Annotated in this window: 18 protein-coding genes; 7 read left to right on the top strand and 11 right to left on the bottom strand. The window is 67.6% G+C overall.

From position 1 onward, the window contains the following. Positions 1–26: 26 nt before the first annotated feature. A complete protein-coding gene (locus CLM74_RS16220; RefSeq protein WP_025877828.1) occupies positions 27–1,409 on the bottom strand; it encodes an L-serine ammonia-lyase in 1,383 nt (460 codons plus the stop codon). A 101-nt stretch (positions 1,410–1,510) separates the two neighbouring features. Here CLM74_RS16220 and CLM74_RS16215 point away from each other — a divergent pair, with 101 nt between their 5' ends. Continuing rightward, a complete protein-coding gene (locus tag CLM74_RS16215) occupies positions 1,511–1,741 on the top strand; it encodes a glutaredoxin family protein (protein WP_025877830.1) in 231 nt (76 codons plus the stop codon). Positions 1,742–1,826: 85 nt separating this feature from the next. Here CLM74_RS16215 and CLM74_RS16210 read toward each other — a convergent pair whose 3' ends face one another. From CLM74_RS16210 to CLM74_RS16200, 3 genes are read right to left on the bottom strand one after another with little or no spacing between them, the layout of a single operon-like run. Further along, positions 1,827–2,399, bottom strand: coding sequence for a YceI family protein (locus CLM74_RS16210; RefSeq protein WP_099843332.1), 573 nt, complete (start codon positions 2,397–2,399; stop codon positions 1,827–1,829). A 3-nt stretch (positions 2,400–2,402) separates the two neighbouring features. Further along, positions 2,403–2,975, bottom strand: coding sequence for a cytochrome b (locus CLM74_RS16205; RefSeq protein WP_025877835.1), 573 nt, complete (start codon positions 2,973–2,975; stop codon positions 2,403–2,405). Beyond that, a complete protein-coding gene (locus tag CLM74_RS16200; RefSeq protein ID WP_105164511.1) occupies positions 2,972–3,616 on the bottom strand; it encodes a YceI family protein in 645 nt (214 codons plus the stop codon). Before CLM74_RS16200 ends, CLM74_RS16205 begins: the two co-directional genes overlap by 4 nt. Positions 3,617–3,781: 165 nt before the next feature. On the opposite strand from CLM74_RS16200, the gene CLM74_RS16195 reads away from it, so the two are divergent. Both CLM74_RS16195 and CLM74_RS16190 read left to right on the top strand, forming a co-directional pair. Then, complete coding sequence (locus tag CLM74_RS16195) at positions 3,782–7,327, top strand: ATP-binding protein (protein ID WP_105164510.1); 3,546 nt, start codon at positions 3,782–3,784, stop codon at positions 7,325–7,327. A 96-nt stretch (positions 7,328–7,423) separates the two neighbouring features. Then, a complete protein-coding gene (locus CLM74_RS16190) occupies positions 7,424–10,954 on the top strand; it encodes a hybrid sensor histidine kinase/response regulator (protein ID WP_105164509.1) in 3,531 nt (1,176 codons plus the stop codon). Positions 10,955–11,590: 636 nt separating this feature from the next. Here the strand turns inward: CLM74_RS16190 and mdtD are convergent. The 5 genes from mdtD to CLM74_RS16160 form a co-directional block, all read right to left on the bottom strand. Then, positions 11,591–13,000 (bottom strand): multidrug transporter subunit MdtD, encoded by a 1,410-nt coding sequence (mdtD, locus tag CLM74_RS16180; protein ID WP_105164508.1) that lies wholly within the window; start codon positions 12,998–13,000, stop codon positions 11,591–11,593. Positions 13,001–13,091: 91 nt separating this feature from the next. Continuing rightward, positions 13,092–14,174: a uroporphyrinogen decarboxylase gene (gene hemE, locus CLM74_RS16175; RefSeq protein WP_032951968.1), complete on the bottom strand. Its 1,083-nt coding sequence runs from the start codon at positions 14,172–14,174 to the stop codon at positions 13,092–13,094. A 28-nt stretch (positions 14,175–14,202) separates the two neighbouring features. After that, a complete protein-coding gene (locus CLM74_RS16170; RefSeq protein ID WP_025876992.1) occupies positions 14,203–14,442 on the bottom strand; it encodes a WGR domain-containing protein in 240 nt (79 codons plus the stop codon). Between the two features lie 128 nt (positions 14,443–14,570). After that, complete coding sequence (aroB, locus tag CLM74_RS16165) at positions 14,571–15,683, bottom strand: 3-dehydroquinate synthase (RefSeq protein ID WP_059064823.1); 1,113 nt, start codon at positions 15,681–15,683, stop codon at positions 14,571–14,573. Beyond that, the gene (locus CLM74_RS16160) at positions 15,680–16,222 is read right to left on the bottom strand and encodes a shikimate kinase (RefSeq protein WP_032976596.1); all 543 of its coding nucleotides are present in this window, start codon (positions 16,220–16,222) and stop codon (positions 15,680–15,682) included. The genes aroB and CLM74_RS16160 overlap by 4 nt, the downstream gene beginning before the upstream one ends. A 98-nt stretch (positions 16,223–16,320) precedes the next feature. On the opposite strand from CLM74_RS16160, the gene CLM74_RS16155 reads away from it, so the two are divergent. Continuing rightward, positions 16,321–16,524, top strand: coding sequence for a dodecin family protein (locus tag CLM74_RS16155; protein WP_025876997.1), 204 nt, complete (start codon positions 16,321–16,323; stop codon positions 16,522–16,524). A 6-nt stretch (positions 16,525–16,530) separates the two neighbouring features. On the opposite strand, the gene CLM74_RS16150 is transcribed toward CLM74_RS16155, so the two are convergent. Beyond that, entirely contained in the window at positions 16,531–17,358 is an 828-nt protein-coding gene (locus CLM74_RS16150) for a kinase (RefSeq protein WP_105164507.1), read from the bottom strand. 40 nt (positions 17,359–17,398) lie between these two features. Between CLM74_RS16150 and pdxH the strand changes: the two genes are divergently transcribed. From pdxH to CLM74_RS16135, 3 genes are all read left to right on the top strand, one after another. Beyond that, positions 17,399–17,998, top strand: a complete 600-nt coding sequence (gene pdxH, locus CLM74_RS16145) for a pyridoxamine 5'-phosphate oxidase (RefSeq protein WP_033831770.1) — start codon at positions 17,399–17,401, stop codon at positions 17,996–17,998. Positions 17,999–18,007: 9 nt separating this feature from the next. Beyond that, a complete protein-coding gene (locus CLM74_RS16140) occupies positions 18,008–18,355 on the top strand; it encodes a hypothetical protein (RefSeq protein ID WP_105164506.1) in 348 nt (115 codons plus the stop codon). A gap of 186 nt (positions 18,356–18,541) precedes the next feature. Continuing rightward, positions 18,542–19,006 carry a DoxX family protein gene (locus CLM74_RS16135; RefSeq protein ID WP_088100567.1) on the top strand — a complete coding sequence of 155 codons (465 nt, stop codon included), beginning with the start codon at positions 18,542–18,544 and terminating at the stop codon, positions 19,004–19,006. Between the two features lie 99 nt (positions 19,007–19,105). Here the strand turns inward: CLM74_RS16135 and prpR are convergent, their stop codons facing one another. Then, positions 19,106–20,689: a propionate catabolism operon regulatory protein PrpR gene (gene prpR / locus CLM74_RS16130; RefSeq protein WP_105164505.1), complete on the bottom strand. Its 1,584-nt coding sequence runs from the start codon at positions 20,687–20,689 to the stop codon at positions 19,106–19,108. Positions 20,690–20,798: the final 109 nt, after the last annotated feature.

Raw genomic sequence — 20,798 nt, 5'->3', positions numbered from 1 at the left:
CAGGCCATGCCTGGCCCTGCCGACCATCAGCACTCGATGACGTTCACCGCCAGGCCGCCGCGGCTGGTTTCCTTGTACTTGTCCTGCATGTCGCGGCCGGTATCGCGCATGGTCTTGATGACCTTGTCCAGCGACACCTTGTGCTTGCCGTCGCCGCGCATGGCCATGCGCGAGGCGTTGATCGCCTTCACCGCACCCATCGCGTTGCGCTCGATGCACGGGATCTGCACCAGGCCACCGATCGGATCGCAGGTCAGGCCCAGGTTGTGCTCCATGCCGATTTCCGCCGCGTTCTCGATCTGGCTCGGGTTGCCGCCCAGCGCCGCGACCAGGCCACCGGCGGCCATCGAACAGGCTACGCCGACCTCGCCCTGGCAGCCCACTTCGGCGCCGGAGATCGAGGCGTTCTCCTTGTACAGGATGCCGATCGCCGCCGAGGTCAGCAGGAAGTCGAACACCCGCTGTTCGTTCGCGCCCGGGCAGAAGCGGTCGAAGTAGTGCAGCACCGCCGGCAGTACACCCGCCGCGCCGTTGGTGGGTGCGGTGACCACGCGGCCACCGGCAGCGTTCTCTTCGTTCACGGCCAGTGCGTACAGGTTGACCCAGTCCAGCGTGGTCAACGGGTCGCGCATCGCCGCTTCCGGCTTCGACGACAGCTCGCGGTACAGCGCCGGCGCGCGGCGGCCCACTTTCAGGCCACCCGGCAGCACGCCTTCCTCGCGGATGCCGCGCGCCACGCAGGCCTGCATTGCGCTCCAGATCTCGCGCAGGTTGTCGCGGATCTCGTCCTCGCTGCGCCAGCATTTCTCGTTCTCGAACATCAACTGGGCGATGCTGAGGCCACTGCGCGCGGTCTGCGCCAGCAGCTCGTCGCCGCTCTTGAACGGGTAGGGCAGCGGCGTTTCGTCAGGCACGATACGGTCATCGGCCGCATCGTCCTGGTTGACCACAAAGCCACCACCGACCGAGTAGTAATCGCGGGTGGCCAGCACTTCGTCATCGGCGTTGTACGCGGTGAAGCGCATGCCGTTGGTGTGGTAGGGCAGCTTCTGCCGCTTGTTCAGCCCGAGGTCGCGCTTTTCGTCGAAGGCGATCTCGTGCTGGCCCATCAGCATGATCCGCTTGCTGCTGCGGATGCGCTCCAGCGTGGACGGAATGATGTCCGGGTCGATCAGGTTCGGACGCTGCCCTTCCAGGCCGAGCAGGATCGCCTTGTCGGTGCCGTGGCCGCGACCGGTCAGTGCCAGCGAGCCGTACACGTCGGCACGGATGCGCGCGACCTGCGCAAGCTTGCCCGGGTCGAGCAGCCACCGATGGATGAAGCGCTCGGCGGCCCTCATCGGCCCGACGGTGTGCGAGGAGCTCGGGCCAATGCCGATCTTGAAAACGTCGAACGTGCTGACAGCCATGGTTGCCGTACTGCGGGTACCGGGAGAGACCGCTATTCTAGCGGTTCACGCCGCACTTCCATGACTGCGGCGCAGCATTTCCGCCAAGGGAGCAAACCCCGGTGTTGACCCTGTTCCAGCGTGACGACTGCCATCTGTGTGACATGGCCCTGGCCGAACTGGCCAGGGCGCGGGCGCCCGAGTTCGAATCGGTGTTCCTCGATGACCAGCCGGCGCTGGAGGCGCGCTATGGGGCGCGGGTGCCGGTGCTGCGCGACGAGCGCGGTGGGCGGGAGCTGGACTGGCCGTTCGATGCGGCCACGGTGCAGGCCTGGCTGTTGGCAGGCAGGTAACGCCGGGCCATGCCTGGCGAGCGCGAAGCGCGGCCAGCGGTGGAAGTCGCCGGGCATGGCCCGGCGCTACCAGGACGAAGGCGTCTTACTTCGCGTCGAACTTCACGATCGTGCTGATCGCGGTTTCGTCCGGGATGGTCTTGGTATCAGCCCAGTCACCGCCACCGACACCGAAGTCCAGGCGCTTGACCGTGGCCTTGCCGGTCAGCACCGGCTGCGCGCCGGGCTTCCAGGTGAAAGTGAAGGTGACCGGCTTGCTCACGCCGCGCAGTTCCAGCGTGCCGTCGGCGGCGAACTGGTCGTTGCCGAGCGCGCGGAAGCCCTTGGCGGTGTAGCGTGCGGTAGCGAACTTGCCGACGTTGAAGAAATCCGCGCCCTGCAGGGTGGAGTCGCGGTCGCTGTTGCCGCTCTTGGCGCCGGCCAGTGGAATCACCACGTCCAGCGAACCTGCGGACGGATTGGCCGGGTCGAAGCTGAGCTTGGTGGCAAAGCCCGGGAAGCTGCCGGTGAACACTTCACCGTCGTACTTGGTGGCAAAGGCCAGGAACGAACCGGCACCCGGCGCCTGGGCGTAATCGGCGGCGAGCGCCGGTGCGGTGGCCAGCATGCCGGCAAGGGCGGCGGCCACAGCGGCCGGGGTGGTCAGTTTCAGGTTCATCGGTCAGTCCTTCTGGGGAGAGGCGAGCCAGCCACGCGGCAACATCCGGGACAGGGTGGCATCGCGCTGGAACAGGTGGTGGTAGAAGGCGGCACCGGCATGGGCCAGCACCACCGCGATCAACAGCCAGAAGCCGTATTCGTGCAGGGCATGGGATACCGCCACGATCTGCGGATCCGGTCCGCTCAGCTTGGGCACATCGACCAGACCGAACCAGCGGAACGGACGCAGGCCGCTGGCCGAGTCGTACAGCCAGCCCGACAACGGGATGGCGAACATCAGCACATACAGCAGCACATGGGTGGCACTGGCGATGCGCTCCTGCCAGCCCGGCACGCCGGGTACCGGCTTGGGGGCACCGGCATACAGGCGCCAGCCCAGGCGCAGCACCACCAGTGCCAGCACGGTGATGCCGATCGACTTGTGCGCGGTATAGACCCAGAAATACTTGGGCGTCTTCGGCAGCTCGCCCATGGTCAGGCCGACGATGCCCAGGGCGAGAATCAGCAGTGCGATCAGCCAGTGCAGGGTCTGGCTGACACTCCCCCAGGCGGCAGGGGTGTTCTTGGCGGTCATGAAGGGTCCTTGGGGGCCGTCTGGTTGTCGGAGTGGGGTTGGGGCGGGGGAGTTCCCGGAGAATCGCTGCGGTCGAGCGTGGCTTCAGCCTCGATCCGCACCTGCACCGCATCACCGATCACGCCTGGCCAGGCGGTGATGCCGAAGGCACGCCGGCTCAGCGTGGTGGTGGCGGAGAAGCCGGCCGTACGCCGGAAGGGTGGCAGCGGATAGCGTTTGACCTGGTTCAATGTTACCTCCAGCGCGACTTCCTGGCTGACCCCGCGCAGGGTCAGCGTGCCCAGTACCCGCGCATGGCGGGCATCGATCGGTTCGACATGGCGGGAGACGAAGCGGGCGGTGGGGAAGCGTTCGCCATCGAGCAGGCTGCGCGCCAGGGTTGCCTGGTTCCACTTGGAATCACCAAGGTCCAATCGCGACACAGGAATCTCGACGTCCAGTGTCGCATCGCGCCAGTTGTCGCTATCGAACTGCAACTGGCCCTGGCTTCCGGAGATCGTACCCAGCGCCTGCGAGTAGCCGGCATGGTCGATCGCAAACAGCACACGGGTGTGCACCGGATCGATGCGGTAGGCCTCGTTGCCTGCCCAGGCGGGGGCCACGGCAAGCAGCATCGGCAGCAGGGCCAGGCAGTGGCGCATCGGCGGGGGGCTCCGGGAAAAAGACCGCTCGATCATACCCATAGCCCCCGCGCAACGCTGTGTGCACGGCTGCAACAGTTCGTGGTGCCGATGTGGCCGGAAACAGGCTGTTGCAGCGATGGCTGCAGCCCTGTGTGACAATCGGCACAGGACAGGGGGTTCAGGATGAAGAGCGGCTGGCGCCGGTGGTGCCAAGGCATTGCAGGAGCAGGTCTGGTGCTGTTGGCGCTTTCGGCTGCAGCGGCGACCTTGGACATGGCCGGTGAAACACCGCGCCTGCGCCGTTTCGGCGCGGCCGAGGGACTGCCCTCGCGCATGGTGGTGGCGCTGGCCGAAGACCGACAGGGCCGCGTGTGGGCCGCCACCGACGGCGGCCTGGCCCGCTATGACGGCGGTGAGTTGCGGGTCTGGCAGCACGACCCGGCACAACCGGATTCGCTGCCCGGCAACGAGATCGAAACCCTGCTGGTCGACCCGCTCGACCGGGTATGGGTTGGCATCAACGGCAAGGGGCTGGCCCGGCTGGATGCCGACCGCGAACGTTTCAAGACCTTCGATTCCGTCACTGAAGGGTGCCAGGGACAGTTCTGGACCCTGGCCTACGCCGAGGATGCGCTATGGGTCGGCAGCAGCAGCCATGGGGTCTGCCGCGTCGGCGAAGATGGCTCGCTGCGCCATTTCCAGCATGATCGGGCGCAGCCCGGCGGTCTGCCGAGTGACACCGTCTTCAGCAGTCTGGTGGATGCGCAGGGACGGCTGTGGGTGGGCACCGAAGCCGGTGTGGCGCGCTGGAACGGCCACGCCTTCGAAGCCGTGGCGCCGCGCGAACTGGCGGCGGTGAGCGTGCTGCGGCTGAGCCGCGATGCCGATGGCGCAATCTGGGTCGGTACGCAGAACGACGGCCTGTACCGCATCGATGCGCAGGATCGGGTGACGCGACCGGCCTGGGCCGACAGTGCCCGCCTGCGCTCGGCACTGGTCCTGGCCGACAGCCACGGAGGCTACTGGGCGGGAACCTCCGATGGCCTGCTGCGTGGTGACGGCCAGGTGCTGCGTAGGCTGGAAGGCGACCGTGGCAGTGGTTTCCTGACCGGCCACAGTGGCGTGCTCGACCTGATGCAGGACCATGAGGGAGGGCTGTGGGTCGCACTGCTGACCCAGGGCCTGGCTTACCTGCCGCCCGACTGGCGACGCTTTTCAACCTGGTACCAGTTCGATGGCAAACCGCTGGACAGCCAGTACCTGTTGAGCGCTGCCAGCGACGGTCGCAGCTACTACGTCGGCTCTGCGCATGGCGTCTACCAGATCGATGCACAGGGGACGTTGAGCCTGCTGGTCAGCGACCGCGAACTGGGCAGCGGCGCGGTGTGGTCGGTGCTGCCACGTCCCGACGGCAGGCTGTGGCTCGGCCGCGCGGGGCGCATCAGCGTCTACGACCCCGCCACCGGTGTGCTGCGCGACTGGCGCATTGGCGGTGGCGCCGACCTTCGGCAGCGGATCGATCTGATGCGGCAGGCCCCCGATGGCACGGTCTGGGTATCGGTGATGAACCTGGGCCTGCAACAGCGCAGTGCCGACGGCCGCCTGCTGCGCAGTTTCGACGGCGCTACGCTGCGAGGCAGCACCGACGCGCCGGTCGAGCAGATCCGCTTCGATGCCAGTGGGCACGCCTGGGTGGTCGGGGAAATGGGCATCTGGCGCGAGCAGGGAGACCGCTTCGAAGCGGTGTCCGGCGTTTCCAGGGGGCCCATCTACGATCTGGTATGGATCGATCCCCGGCAGTTGTGGATCGCACGCCAGGGCGCATTTGAGCGCTACCAGTGGGATGGCCTGAGCCTGCGCCTGATCCAGCGCGTCGATGCCAGTGCCGGCGTGCCGCCGGTCAGCATGGGTGGGCTGGCCCTGGCCGCAAACGGTCAGTTGTGGGCGACGACGCCCCGCGGCCTGCTGCGCTGGGATCCGAAACAGCGTCGCCTGCAAATCTTCAATGAACGCGACGGCCTGCTTGATGCCGAGTTCACCGGACGCCCACCGGCGATCGATGCCGATGGCCGGGTGCTGGCCGTTACCCAGACCGGCATGGTGGGCTTCGATCCGAATGCTGCCGATGCCGAGCTGCCACCCTCGCAGCTGGTGATCGCGCAGGTTCGCGTCCGTCGCGATGATGCGCGCGGCTGGCAGCCCTTGCCGACCTCCGGCCTGCTGTTGCTGGGGCCCGACGACCGTGACCTGCAGATCGATGCACGGCTGCTGTCCTACGCCAACCCGCAGGGCAACCGCTATCGGTTCCGCGTGGAGGGATACGACCAGAACTGGGTGGAACAGGGCGGGGACGGCCAACGCACGTTGTCGCGGCTGCCGCCCGGCACCTACGCCATCGAGGTGCAGGCCGCGACGGCCAGTGGTCCGTGGACGCCCTCGCAGCAGTTGCACATCAAGGTACTGCCCCCCTGGTGGCGCAGCGGCATGGCGATTTTCGGCTATGCAATGCTGGGCTCGCTGTTGCTGTTGGCACTGCTGTGGTCGATCCGCAGGCGGCTGCGGCGACGCCAGCAGTGGCAGTTGACGGTGCACAAGCAGCAGATCGCCGAGCAGGCATCGCAGGCCAAGAGCCGCTTCCTGGCGACCCTGGGCCACGAAGTACGTACGCCGATGACCGGTGTACTGGGCATGAGCGAACTGCTGCTGTCCACCGAACTGGACCCGGTGCAGCGCAGCTATGCCGGTTCGATCCAGCAGGCCGGCAGCCATCTGCTGCGCCTGGTCAACGATGCGTTGGACCTGGCCCGGATCGAGGCCGGCCGGCTTGAACTGGACATCCGCCCGTTCGACCTGGGCGGACTGCTGGACCAGGTGCAGGCGCTGATGCAGCCGATGGCGCAACAGCGCAGGCTGGCGTTCCAGCGCGGGGAGGCATTGCCAGGCCCGATCTGCGTCAGTGGCGATGAGATGCGCGTCCGCCAGATCCTGCTGAACCTGCTGGGCAACGCGATCAAGTTCACCGAGCGTGGCCATGTCGGCCTGGCGGCGCGCCTGGACGACGACGGTGGCGCGGTGACGTTCGAGGTCAGCGACAGCGGGCCGGGCATCAATGCCGAGCAGCAGCAGCGCCTGTTCCACCGCTTCGAACAGGCCGATGGCCCGCGTACCGCCTCGCGCTATGGTGGCAGCGGGCTGGGCCTGGCGATCTGCCAGGAGCTGGCGGTGGCGATGGGCGGCCGCATCGATGTCGACAGCCAGCCGGGGCGTGGCGCACGCTTCGCCGTGCGGCTGCCGCTGCCGTGGAGCCGGCAGCAGGCCTCCAGCCCTGGCGAGGCAGCGTCGCCGATGCTGCCTGCACTGCGCATCCTGCTGGTCGAGGACGATGCCACCGTTGCCGAGGTCATCGCCGGTCTGCTGCGCAGCCGTGGCCATGAGGTGGTGCATGTGCTGCATGGCCTGGGCGCACTGTCGGAAATATCCACCGAGGGGTTCGACGTCGGCCTGCTCGACCTCGACCTGCCGGCACTCGATGGCACCGCCATCGCCCGCCAACTGCGCGCGATGGGCTACGAACTGCCGTTGGTGGCCGTTACCGCGCGCTCGGATGCCTATGCCGAGGCGCAGGTGCTTGCGGCCGGATTCGATGGTTTCCTGCGCAAGCCGGTGACCGGCGATCTGCTGGTGGCGGCGATTGCCCAGGCGCGCAGCAAACGCCAGATCATCAGCTGAGCACGGCATCCTGCGGCGTGAATCGCGCAACTTTCGGTTTACCATGCCGACGCCCACGGCGTGGGCATCATCAACAGCAGCGTGAGGAGGCCATCGGTGGTGTATCTGCGGGCAGTGACGCTGCTGATGCTGCTGCTGTGCTGCCTGGCGCCCGCTGCCGCGCAGCCGGTGCCACCTTCGCCGCGCCAGGTCACCGTGTTCGATGGGTTGCCGTCCAACACCGTCAACCGCATGGCCGAGGACCGCTACGGCTACCTGTGGATTGCCACCAACGATGGCCTGGCCCGCTACGACGGGCGCAACTACCGCATCTGGCGTTCCGAAGACGGCCTGCGCGACAACCGCATCTGGAGCGTGCTGGTCGATGCCCGCAACGAGCTGTGGATCGGCACTGAAAATGCCGGCCTGGTGCGGATGTCGGCCGATCGCCGCCAGCTGCGCTTCTACGATCGCAGCAGCCAGCCGCTGATGGGCAGCAACACCGTCTGGAGCCTGGCTGCGACACCGGATGGCGCGATCTGGTTCGGCACCCACGAGGGCGGCCTGTACCGGCTGGACAGCAATGACCGTCTGCAGCGGTTCCTGCCCGAAGCGAACAACCCGCGCAGTCTGCCGGCCGCGTCGGTGCCCTACCTGGCCACGCTTGCCGATGGCAGCCTGTGGGTCGGCACCAAGCATGGCGTGGCGCGCTGGACCGGTACCGATTTCGAGCGCATCGGCGGCGACCTGGTGCCCAGCCTGCTGATCAATGGACTGACCGCAGAACCCGACGGCAGCCTCTGGATCAGCACGCTGGCCGGGGCCACGGTGCGGCGCCCGGATGGCCGTTTCGAATCCGTTCCCTGGACATTGCCGGCCGGCGACCAGGTGCTGGGCATGATGCTGCGCGACGAGCAGGGCGGGCACTGGCTGGACACGCGCAGCGGCCTGGGCCGGGGCATCGATGGACGCTACCAGACCGTACCGCTGTACAGCGCCATCGCCCGTGGCTTGGTGCGGCCGAACTGGACCGGCGCCTATGAGGACCGCGAAGGCGGCATCTGGCTGGCCAGTACCAATGCCGGCCTGTGGCACCTGCTTCCGCGCTGGTGGCAGTTCTCGGTGTTTTCGCGGCTGGAGGATGATCCGTCCTCGCTGCGCAATTCCTATGTGCTCGGTACCAGCCCCTCCAGCAATGGCGGGGTGTGGACGGTCGGCAGCCATGGCGCGCTGGACCGCTTCAATCCGCGCACGGGCGTGATCGAGCAGCACCGCACCTTCGTCAACGGCATGCACTGGCTGACCTCGGTGCGCGAAGACCGGCAGGGCCAGGTGTGGGTGGGCTCGACCGACGCCCTGATGCGCTACGACCCGCGTCGTGGCGAGCTGCGGCGCTGGGGGCGGGACTCGGGCGCGGACGCGACCATGGAAGGCAACATCGAGGCGATGATGACCTGCGATGGCGACAGCCTGTGGTTGATGCTGTCATCGGGGCTGCAGCAGCGTGATCTGGACGGGCACGTGCGCCGGCGGCTGGAAAACGGCCAGGACGGTCTGCAGGCCGGTCAGCTCAATCTGGACGTGGAATGCGGCCCGCAGGACCGGATCTGGCTGGCCAGCAGCCGCGGCCTGCTGCAATGGCAGCCGGATGCGCAGCGCTTCCAGCCGGTGCCCGGTGCGCCGGCCACTGCGGTGTACGCCCTGCACGTGGGCAAGGACGGCCAGGTCTGGTTGTCCGAGGATGGTCGCCTGTCGCGGTATCTCTGGAGCCAGGGCCGGCTGGAACGGCAGGCGGTAGTGGGCGCCGAGCAGGGCTATCCGGCGATTTCCGCTACCGGCCTGGTGGTCGACGCGCAGGGCGTGGCGTGGGCCACCAGCGCCCGCGGCCTGGTGCGGGTGAGTGCCGATGGCGAGAGCGTACGCCTGTACGGGGTGCACGATGGGCTGCCCAGCCAGGAGTTCCGCGAACACACCCTGATCGCCTCCTCGGCGGGGCGCATGGTGGCGGGTACACCCGCCGGTGTGGTGGTGTTCGATCCCGAGCAGGTGCGGCCTTCCACCCGCCGTGCGCCGCTGGTGATCGAGCGGGTGGAGGTGCGTCGCAACGAGCAGTTGCTGGACCTGACCCATGACTCGCCGCTGCAGATCGCCGATGGTGACCGCGACCTGCGTATCGTCGCGCGCCTGTTGTCCTTCGCCGATTCGGCTTCCAACACCTACCGCTACCGGTTGGCCGGCTACGACCCGGATTGGGTCGAGGTGGGCCCGGCAGGCGAGCGCCTGTTCTCGCGCCTGCCACCCGGCGCCTACCGGCTGGAAGTGCAGGCGCGCTCGGCCGACCACGTGTGGTCGCGGGTGCAGACCCTGGAATTCCATGTGCAGCCGCCGTGGTGGCGCAGCTTGTCCGGCCTGCTGGTGCTGGCCTCGATCGGGTTGCTGCTGACCAGCTGGTTCGCCTGGTTGTACCGCCGCCGGCTGCAGCGCCAGCACGCCTACCAGCTCGCCCTGCACAAGCAGGATCTGGCCGAGCACGCATCGGCGGCCAAGACGCGCTTCCTTGCCAATCTCGGCCATGAAATCCGCACGCCGATGACCGGGGTGCTGGGCATGAGTGAGCTGCTGCTGGCCTCGCCGCTGGATCCGCAGCAGCGCGGCTATACCCAGTCGATCCGGCATGCGGGCGAGCATCTGCTGCACCTGGTCAACGATGCGCTGGACCTGGCGCGGATCGAATCGGGGCGCCTGGAACTGCAGTCCAACGCGTTCGGTCTCAATCGCCTGCTGCAGGATCTGGCCGCGCTGATGGGGCCACTGGCTGCACAGAAGGGCCTGCGGTTCATCCTCGACAACCAGTTGCCGGCAGGGCTGCAGGCGACCGGCGATGCGATGCGGGTGCGGCAGATCCTGCTCAACCTGCTGTCCAACGCGGTCAAGTTCACCAGCCGCGGCAGCATCACGCTGCATGCGCGTTGCGAGGAAGGGCCGCGTGGGCTGTATTTCGAGGTGCGTGATACCGGTCCGGGCATCAGCCAGGAGCAGCAGCAACGGTTGTTCCGGCGCTTCGAGCAGGCCGACGGTGCGCGCACCGCGGCGCAGTACGGCGGCAGCGGCCTGGGCCTGGCGATCTGCCGCGAGCTGGCACTGGCCATGCAGGGCCGGATCCGGGTGGAAAGCCAGCTGGGCAGCGGTACCTGCTTCGGTGTCAGCCTGCCGTTGCCGCTGCAGCAGGGGGCGGCCAGCGACGGAGGTGCCGACAGTGACGCCGCCGCTGCTGCGGTCAACATGCCGCCGCTGCGGGTGTTGCTGGTGGAGGACGATGCGACCGTGGCCGATGTGATGTGTGGGCTGCTGACCACCCGTGGCCATGAGGTGGTCCACGCGGCCCACGCGCTGGCCGCGCTGCGTGAAATCAGCGCGGGTGATTTCGATGTCGGCCTGCTCGATCTGGATCTGCCGGGCCTGAGCGGTTTCGAACTGGCCCAGCATCTGCGCAACCAAGGTTACACGTTGCCGCTGCTGGCGGTGACCGCACGCACCGACCCGGACCTGCAGCAGCAGGTGGAAGCGGCCGGCATCGGTGGTTTCCTGCGCAAGCCGGTGACCGGTGAGCTGCTGGTGGAAGCGATCGCCCGCGTGCTGGGGCGGTAGGGGTTCGGCAGGGCTGCGCCCTGCACCCGCCGAATCAACGGCAAAAGCAAAAGCAAAAGCAAAAGCTGGCATTCCGTGGGATGGCGGGGTGGGTCCGGTGGCGGGGGACGCTGCAAGTACGTCCATGTAAGCTCGGTCGCCGCATCCATGCGGCTCACGCCCCCGCAACCGGACCCACCCCGTCTTCGACAGATTGCCGCGAACTCTCGGAATGGCATGGCCTGCTCTTGGTGGGTGTCGACCTTGGTCGACACGTAGATCCACGCCATGCGTGGATGAATCTCCGTCGAAATCGAATATTTCGACAATTGAAAGAACAGCATCCGCGCATGGCGTGGACCCATCAGCCACCGGAAAACTGTCAGAGGTGGGGCGGTGTCGGATTGCGGGGTGTCAGCCGCATGGGCCCGAGGCATGCCTCGGGCGGGTTGGGCAGGACGCCCAACCCCGGTCTTGCCGTGTGCGCAGGAAAGCGCACACGAGCAAGCCGCGGCCAAGCCTACAAGGACGTACTTGCGGCGTCCCCGCAATCCGACACCGCCCCGCCATCCCACGGAATACCCGCTGTTGCTGTTGCTGTTGCCGTCGCCCTTGCTTCGGCATCTGCAGGTGCAGGGCGCAGCCCTGCCGAACCCTCTACTCCGCTACTTCTTCTACCTGGCGCGGCTCGGGCTTGGTGTCGGGCAACTGCCAGAAGATCAGCGTCGACGTGAGCGTGATCGCGCCCACGCACAGGAACGTGGCATGCAGCGCAGCCGTGGCGCCGTGGCCTTCCAGCTGCGTGCCGAATGCGGCCAGCAGGCTGCCTGCGGCGGCTGCACCGAAGCCGGCGGCGAGCATCATCACCATCGACAGCAGGCTGTTGCCGGAACTGGCGAACTCGCGGTCGAGGTCGCGCAGGGTGACGGTGTTCATCACGGTGAACTGCAGCGAATTGACCGCACCGAAGAACGCCAGCTGCAGCAGACGCACGGCCAGGTGCTGGCCCGGTGTCATCAGGATGAAGCTGGCCATCGCCAGGCCGACCAGCACGGTGTTGGTCATCAGCACGCGGCGATAGCCGTAGCGTTCAACCAGTTTCACCGCCAGCTTCTTCGACACCATGCCTGCGGCGGCCACCGGCACCATCATCAGGCCAGCGTTCATCGGCCCGAGGTCAAGGCCGACCTGCAGCAGCAGCGGAATCAGCATCGGCATGGCACTGCTGCCGATGCGCGAGAACAGGTTGCCGAGAATGCCGATGCGGTAGCTGGGCACGCGGAACAGTGCCAGGGAGAACAGCGGTGCCGTTGAATTTGCCGCGTGCAGCCAGTAACCGACCAGCGCGGCCAGGCCGGCCACGGTCATCAGCATCACCAGCGCGTGTGGTGTACCGAGCCCGGAAATCCCATCCAGTGCCAGCGACAGCACCACCATCGCAAAGGCCAGCATGGCGTAGCCGCGAAGGTCGAACCGGGTGCGGTGGCTGGCGTAGTGGTCGGGCATGATCTTCATCGCCGCGATGAAGCCGATGACGCCGATCGGCAGGTTGATCAGGAACACCCAGTGCCACGAGGCGATCTCGACCAGCCAACCACCCAGCGTGGGGCCGATCAGCGGACCCACCAGTGCGGGAATGGCGATGAAGCTCATCGCACGCAGGAAGTCCTCGCGTGGCACCGAGCGCATCACCGCCAGGCGCCCGACCGGCAGCAGCATCGCGCCGCCGATGCCCTGCAGTACGCGCGCGGCCACCAGCTGGTGCAGCTGCTGCGCCATCGCGCAGGCCAGCGAGCCGAGGGTGAACAGGATGATCGCCATCAGGAAGGTGCGTCGGGTGCCGTAGCGGTCGGCGATCCAGCCGGAGGCGGGAATGAAGGTGGCCACTGCCAGCGCGTAGCTGAAGACCACCGACTGCATCTGCAGGGGGCTTTCGCCAAGGCTGGCCGCCATCGCCGGCAAGGCCGTGTTGACGATGGTCGAGTCCAGCATCTGCATGAAGATCGCCAGCGAAACCAGCCACAGCAGGGGACGCTGGCGGGTGTAGGTCGATGGCGCTGTGGACATGGGGCGTGGCCGGTGCAACGTGGGGGCGCCATGATCGCGCACTGCGGGTCACGGCGCGATCAACATCGCGCCGTGATTGCCTGCGCGATGCTCAGCGTTGGCTGTGTGCGTGCACTGCGTCGACCAGCACCTGTACATGGGCCGGGTCCATGTCCGGCGACATGCCGTGGCCGAGGTTGAACACATGGCCCTCGCGTGAACCACCGTTGCCGGCGGCATAGGTATCGAGCACGCGTGCGGCCGCCGCGGCGATCGCATCAGGCGAGGCATACAACGTGGTCGGATCCAGGTTGCCCTGCAGCGCTACGCGGCCACCGGTGCGGCGCAGCGCTTCGTCCAGGTCCAGCGTCCAGTCCAGGCCGAGCGCATCGGCGCCGGTCTGCGACAGCGCTTCCAGGTGCAGGCCGGTGCCCTTGCCGAACAGGATCAGCGGCGTGCGCTCGCTGCCTTCGCCGCGCTCCAGGCCTTCGGCGATGCGCTGCAGATAGCGCAGCGAGAACTCGCGGTACATTGCCGGCGACAGCACGCCGCCCCATGTGTCGAACACCTGCAGGGCCTGCGCACCGGCCGCGCGCTGCGCGCCGAGGTAGGCAATCACCGCGTCGGTGGTTACCTCCAGCAGGCGGTGCAGGGCCTGCGGATGGTTCAGCGCCATCGCCTTGATGCGCGCGAAATCCTTGCTGCCGCCGCCTTCGACCATGTAGCAGGCCAACGTCCACGGGCTGCCCGAGAAACCGATCAGCGGCACCTGGCCATCCAGTTCGCGGCGGATCAGGCGCACCGCGTCCATCACATAGCCCAGATCCTGCTCCATGTCCGGCACCGCCAGCCTGGCGATGGCCGCTTCATCGCGTACCGGGTGGCGGAACTTCGGGCCTTCGCCTTCGACGAAGTACAGCTCCAGGCCCATGGCATCGGGAATGGTGAGGATGTCCGAGAACAGGATGGCCGCGTCCAGCGGGAAGCGACGCAGCGGCTGCAGGGTGACTTCGCAGGCGATCTCCGGGTTCTTGGCCATGGCCAGGAAGCTGCCGGCCTTGGCCCGGGTGGCGCGATATTCCGGCAGGTAGCGGCCGGCCTGGCGCATCAGCCAGACAGGGGTGCAGTCCACCGGTTCGCGGCGCAGGGCGCGCAGCAGGCGATCGTTGCGGAGAGGGCTGGTCACAGTGGGCATTCCTTGGGCGAAAAGAGCAGCGGCGCAGTCAGTCGCCGTGCGAAAGAATCTGGAAGCCCCGATGCAGTTCGGCATCGCGGGCCTTGTCGTAGGCGTGGCGGGCTTCGTCGGCCGTCAGGTATAGCTCGCGCCGCAGCTGCGAGCGGGCGCCGACGCGGCCGGATTCACGCAGCAGTTCCCAGCCGCCGAACAGGTCCGGGACCAGGGTCAGGCGCAGGAAGCGCGGTGCCTGGGCACCGTCGGCGGGTTGTTGCAGGTGGACGTGCATGGCACCGATTGTAGCGGGGGCGAGGTGAGCCCTGCCGCAACGCTGATCCGGTAGTGCCGGCCGCTGGCCGGCAACCTCATGAAACCTCCCAGGTAGCGCCGGGGCATACCCGGCGAACGCGGAAGCGGTCAGCCTGCGCCCAGCACCTTCAGTACCGCCGCTTCATCCACGTCCGGTACGACTTCGGCGCGGCCCATGCCACGCCACAGCACCAGGCGCAGGCGGCCGGCCACGTTCTTCTTGTCCAGGCGCATGCGGCCGAGCAGGGCCTGCGGGTCCAGCCCGGCGGGGATTGCCACCGGCAGGCCAAGCTGTTCAAGCAGCGCCTGCAGGCGCACCCGGTCGGCGTCGTCGGCCAGGCCCAGGTGGGTGGAGAGGCGTGCCGCCAGCACCATGCCCACCGCTACGGCCTCACCGTGGTTCAGCGCATCACGCCCCGGTGCGGAGTAGCCCTGTTCGGTTTCGATCGCGTGGCCGAAGGTGTGTCCCAGGTTGAGCAGGGCGCGCTCGCCCTTCTCGAAGGGATCGCGCTCGACGATGGCGGCCTTGTGCCGGCAGCTGCGGGCGATGGCCTCGGCGATGACCGCATCTTCGCCGGCCACCAGTGCGTCGGCATGCTGCTGCAGCCACTCGAAGAACACCGCATCGCCCAGCGCGCCGTACTTGACCACTTCGGCCAGGCCTGCGCGCAGTTCACGCGGCGGCAGGGTGGCCAGCACGCGGGTGTCGGCGATCACCGCACGGGGCGGGTGGAACGCACCGACCAGGTTCTTGCCGGCCGGGATATCCACGGCGGTCTTGCCGCCCACCGAGGAGTCGACCATCGCCAGCAGCGTGGTCGGCAGCTGCACGCAGTCGATGCCGCGCATCCAGCAGGCCGCGGCAAAGCCGGCGAGATCGCCGACCACACCACCACCGAGGGCGAACACGCAGGCATCGCGGGTCGCGCCGAGCGCGGCCAGCGCTTCGATGACCGAGCCGAACTCGGCCAGGGTCTTGGAGGCTTCGCCGGCGGCCAGCACATGCTCAGCCAGGATCAGGTCCGGGCGTGCGGCCAGCAGGGTCTGCTTGGTGGCATCCAGATAGCGTGGCGCAACCTCGCTGTCGCTGACCAGCAAGACATGGCGGCCACGCACATGGCTGGCCAATGCGGCGCCGTCGGCCTGGGCGCCGGCACCGATGGTGATGGAATAGGGACGGTCGCCGCCAACGGCGACCTGCAGCAGGGCAGGGGAGGTCATGCAGTGGGGTCCTGTCGCTGCCAGTGCGTGGCCAGCTTGACGACAAGCTGGGCAGTGGCATCGGCGGCGGTAAACGGGTCGGTATCAAGAGTGACATCGGCGAGGTCGCGATACAGCGGGTCGCGATGCGCGGCCAGATCATGCAGCACCTGTTCGCGGTCCGGCCGCTGCAGCAGTGGCCGGGCCTTGTCGCGTGACAGACGCTCCAGCTGGGCTGCGACGCTGACCCGCAGGTAGACGACAAAGCCTCGCTTGGCGATCAGGGCGCGATTGTCCGGGTCAAGCACGGCACCGCCGCCGGTGGACACCAGCTGGCCACGGCCGGCCAGCACCTGCGCCAGCGCCTGGCGCTCATGGGCGCGGAAACCGGCTTCGCCGGAATGCTCGAAGATCGTGGGGATGCTGGCCCCGGTCGCATCGACGATGGCCTGGTCGACGTCGACGAAGTCCAGCGTGAAGCGCTCGGCGAGGCGGCGGCCGATGCAGGTTTTACCGGCACCCATCGGGCCGATCAGGATCAGGTTCGGAGCGGGATTCATGCCCTCTGATGCTAACACCTCCGTGCCTTGGCCTTTACGTTCTTCACGTCAGGGTGGGGGTTCCTGCGGGGTATCCCGCGCCTGATGGAGTGCCTGCCATGTCGGTTGCCAAGGTCATCGAAATCAATGCGTCCTCGCCCAAGAGCGTGGAGGACGCAGTGCGCAGCGGATTGAAGAAGGTGTCCGGGACGGTCAAGGGCATCCAGGGCGCCTGGATCAACGAGACCAAGGTGGTCACCGACGGCAACGGTGAGATCACCGAATGGCGGGTGAATCTGCGGGTCACCTTCCTGGTGGAGTGAGGCTGCTCAGCGCAGCCCTTGCACCTGGCGCTGGGCATCCAGCGCCACTACCCGGTCGGCAATGGCCGGCAGCGCACGCAACGCCTGCCGGCTTACCCGCTCGTAGTACTGCACGAAGCGCTCCAGCTGGGGTCGGTTCATGCCGTGGCGCCCCGGCTGGGCCGCCTGCAGGTTCTGCTCCTGCTGCCAGCGCCAACGCGGCACCACCGAAAAATCAGGAGGTTGCAGGAACCACAAGCGGTCGCAACGCTGCCACAGCGCCGGATAGTCGCGGGCCAGCGCCTGGTTGCACCAGCGCCGCCAGCGGCCATCGGCATCCGCCTCGCGCTCCAGGGCGTTGAGCGGGACATCCAGTTCGGCATCGTCCTGCGCCGGGGTGCCCAGGAACCAGCCCTCGAACACCAGCAGGTCCAGCGGCGTTTGCAGCTGCGGCCACTGCGCTTCGGGCAGGCGCTCGTCGGCCAGCTTGTCGAAGCGGGGCAGGGCCAGGGGCTGTCGTGCGGCCACTGCGTCCAGTACCGCATGTGCCAGCGGCAGGTCGTGGGTGCCAGGTGGGCCACGGGTGATCAACAACGGATGCACCTGCCGGGCCAGGCGCTGGCGTTGTGCGCGGGTCAGGTAGACATCGTCGATGGACAGCGTTGCGGCGTTCAGGCCACGCGCCTGGGCACGGGCAACCACCTGCGAGGCCAGCGTCGATTTGCCGCTCCCCTGCAGGCCGCTGATCGCCAATACTGGAACGGCTGTGCTGCTGCCCAGCGCGTCATCCAGCGCCTGCTCGACCACTGTTTCGGGGAATCCTTTCACCTGGGGCATGTACGCAGCGGCGACCATGCCGCCACAATAGCCCAAACCGTGTGAGAAGAATGCTGTCATGAGCGACCTGTACGCCGAAGCCCTGTCGACCTTTGCCGCCCTTTTCGAAGAAGCGAAACAGAGCCGCGAAGTCGAGCCCAATGCGATGACCGTGGCGACCGCCGATGTGCAGGGCCGGCCATCGGCGCGCACCGTGCTGTTGAAGGCGTTCGATGAGCGCGGCTTCGTGTTCTACACCCACCTGGACAGCCACAAGGGTAACGAGCTGCAGGCCAATCCGCAGGCGGCGCTGCTGTTCCTGTGGCGCAGCCTGCGCGAGGCCGGCATCCAGGTGCGCATCGAGGGACGCGTGGAGCAGGTGGCCGATGCCGAGGCCGACGCCTATTTCGCCAGCCGTCCGCGCATGAGCCAGATCGGCGCGTGGGCGTCGCTGCAGTCGAAGACGTTGAACTCGCGCGAGGAGTTCGACGCGCGCGTGGCCGAGGTCGAGGCGCGCTTCGAGGGCAAGGACGTGCCGCGCCCGGACGGTTGGAGTGGTCTGCGGGTGGTGCCTGACCGCATCGAGTTCTGGTACGGCGCGCAGTTCCGCCTGCACGAGCGCTGGTGCTACGAAGCCGGTGCCGAAGGGCGCTGGAGCAAGCGCTTGTTGTACCCGTAAGGCACCGTGATGCAACGCGTGCCGCTGTATCGCGTGGTGGTGTTCGTGCCGGTGCCTGCCCTGGAGGCGGTGAAGCAGGGCATCCTTTCGGTGGATGCGCTGGTGGCCGGCGATTACGAGCACGGCATGTGGTGGTCCGCGCCGGGGTTCGAACAGTTCCGGCCACGCGTGGGTGCGATCCCCACGCAGGGCGAGGCGGGGCAGACCGAGGTGGTCGACAGCGTGCGGCTGGAGTTCTGCCTGCCGCGCGATCCGCAGCGGCTACAGCGCATCCTCGAGCACGGCATCGTGCCGCATCACCCGTGGCAGGTGCCGGTGGTGCAGGTGGAAGAGATCGAGCTGCTGCTGGCCGGGTAGATCCACGCCATGCGTGGATGGAAAGGTCGGTACACCTGCATCGTAGGGTCGAGCCTGTACGACTGCCATTGTTCCAACGCGCACCACTGCGAGAGCCGTTTGTCGCGAACGGACCGGCCAGCTTCATGTGCGAGCAGGTCAGCGAACCGCACACTCCGACCGATGCCCTCGAAATCCGGAGTCGCCATGCCCTCCTGGCGTTGCCTGTTTACCGTGCCACCGCCGCGCCAGGGCGTGGAAGCGCTCCTGTTACTGCTCGCCCGTGTCGTCGCCGGGGTGATGTTCTGCGTATCGGGCTGGAACAAGGTGTTCACCGACGCCGGGCGCGAGCGGATGGTGCACACGCTGATCGATGCGGGCATTCCATTTCCAGTAGTCAGTGCGCCGGTGCTCGGCGGCATTGAATGGATCGCAGGTGGACTGCTTGTACTGGGCCTGCTCAGTCGTCCATCGGCACTGCTGCTGGCGGCGATCTGCGCGGTGGCGGCGCTGACCGATGGCATCGCGCGTATCCCTGCGGGGCTGAGCGTGCCGGATTGGCTGAGCTGGTTCTTCTACCTGAGCGAAGTGCCGCTGGGCGTGCTGCTGCTATGGGTTGCGGCCGTGGGCAGTGGACGGTTCGCCATCGAAGCGCGCGCGGCGCTCCAGTAGATCCACGCCATGCGTGGATGGGGTGCTTGGGAAAAAGCGGTGCGACCCAAGGTTCGCACCCACCAGGCATCGGTTCTGCACCACCCAGACGGCAGGACGTTACAGCCCCTCCGCGCGCAGCCATCGCCACAGCGTGGTGCGTGACACACCCAGCGCCTGCGCCATGCCTTCGCGGTCATTGCGGTGTTCCTGCAGCAGCGCTTGCAGTTGCGCACGCGGCGGGCGCTTGCCGTTGCTTTCCACTGGCAGTGTGGCGGCGCCTTCGTTCACCAGCTCCGGCGCCAGCTGCAGCAGGCGCGCTGCATCGATCAGCCCTTCACTGGGCTGCCAGTGGATGCGCAGCCTATCCACCAGATTGCGCAGTTCACGTACGTTGCCCGGCCAGTCGGCAGCGCTGAGCAGGGCCAGCGCTTCTGCATCCAGCGGTGCATCGATGCCGCGCAGCTCGCGGAAGAAGTGCGTGGTCAGCAGCGGGATATCGCCTCGCCGTGCACGCAGAGTGGGCAGTTCGATGCGCAGCGCGGCCAGCCGGTAATACAGGTCGCGGCGGAAGCTGCCTGCCGCCGCGCGCTGTTCCAGCGATTGCAGGGTGGCGGCGACCACGCGCAGGTCGACCGGGGTCGGTTCGGTGGCGCCCACGCGCAGCACTTCGCGTTCTTCCAGAACCCGCAGCAGACGGGTCTGCAGCGGCAGCGGCAGTTCACCAATCTCGTCCAGGAACAACGTGCCGCCATCGGCTGCCTCGACCAGGCCGACGCGCCCCCCGCGGCGCGCACCGGTGAAGGCGCCGTCGCTGTAGCCGAACAGCTCCGCTTCCAGCAGTGATTCGCTGATCGCACCGCAGTTCAGCGCAACGAAGCGACCGCGACGACCGCTGGCGGCGTGCAGCTGGCGTGCAACCAGTTCCTTGCCGGTGCCGGTCTCGCCGGTAACCAGTACGGTGCTGTCGTGCGGGGCGTACAGCGCGATCTGTGCGCGCACGTCGGCCATCGCATTGCTGTCGCCGAGCAGGGCATGCGCATCGTTGCGTGCGGCGGTGCGGCGGCGCGGAGCCGGCCGGCTGCCGCCGGAGCGGGCCATGGCCTGGGTCAGCTCCAGCGCATGCTCGAACGCCTGCCGCACCGAATCAGCCGAGTACAGCAGCACGCCGGGCAGTCCGGCCTGTTCGGCATGGTCGATGGCCATGCCGGTGCCGACGATCACTTCGATACCGTTGGCGCGCAGGTCGGCGATGCAGTCGCGGGCATCTTCGCGGGTGACGAAGCGGCGGTGCTCGATGTCCAGGCCGAAGCTCTGCTGGAAGCTGCTGAACACCGGCACGTCGCTGGCATGGGTGACCAGGCCGATGCGTGGGGCGATGCGGCGGGCGCGCGCCAGCGCTTCCATCAGGTCGAAGCCATTGGCGTGGATCGGTACCAGCGGCAGGTCCAGGCGACCGCGCAACCAGGCTGCATTGGAGCCGCCGGCAATCACCACGTCGCAGTGCTCGCGGCGCAGGCGCTGGCCGATCACTTCCACGGCCTCCTCGAAGCCCAGGTTGATCTGCTCGATGCGCGCGCGGCGGTCGAATTCGGGAATGACATCGCCCAGCAGGCCGGTCAGGCGCGAGACGCTGACCGTCCAGATCACCGGGCGGCCGGGGTCGGCATCGGTGTGGCGCAGGGGCGAGCGGGGCAGGTACATGCACGGATACCGGGAGGCGATGTTTCATGATACATCTGTTTCAATGTTTCATATGTTTCATATGTTTCAGTGTTGCGGGCCGGTCATCTCCGTGAAATCAACCGCTTGC

Source organism: Stenotrophomonas sp. MYb57, assembly GCF_002966815.1.
Classification (GTDB): domain Bacteria; phylum Pseudomonadota; class Gammaproteobacteria; order Xanthomonadales; family Xanthomonadaceae; genus Stenotrophomonas; species Stenotrophomonas indicatrix.
This window is presented reverse-complemented; position numbering and strand designations above follow the sequence as displayed.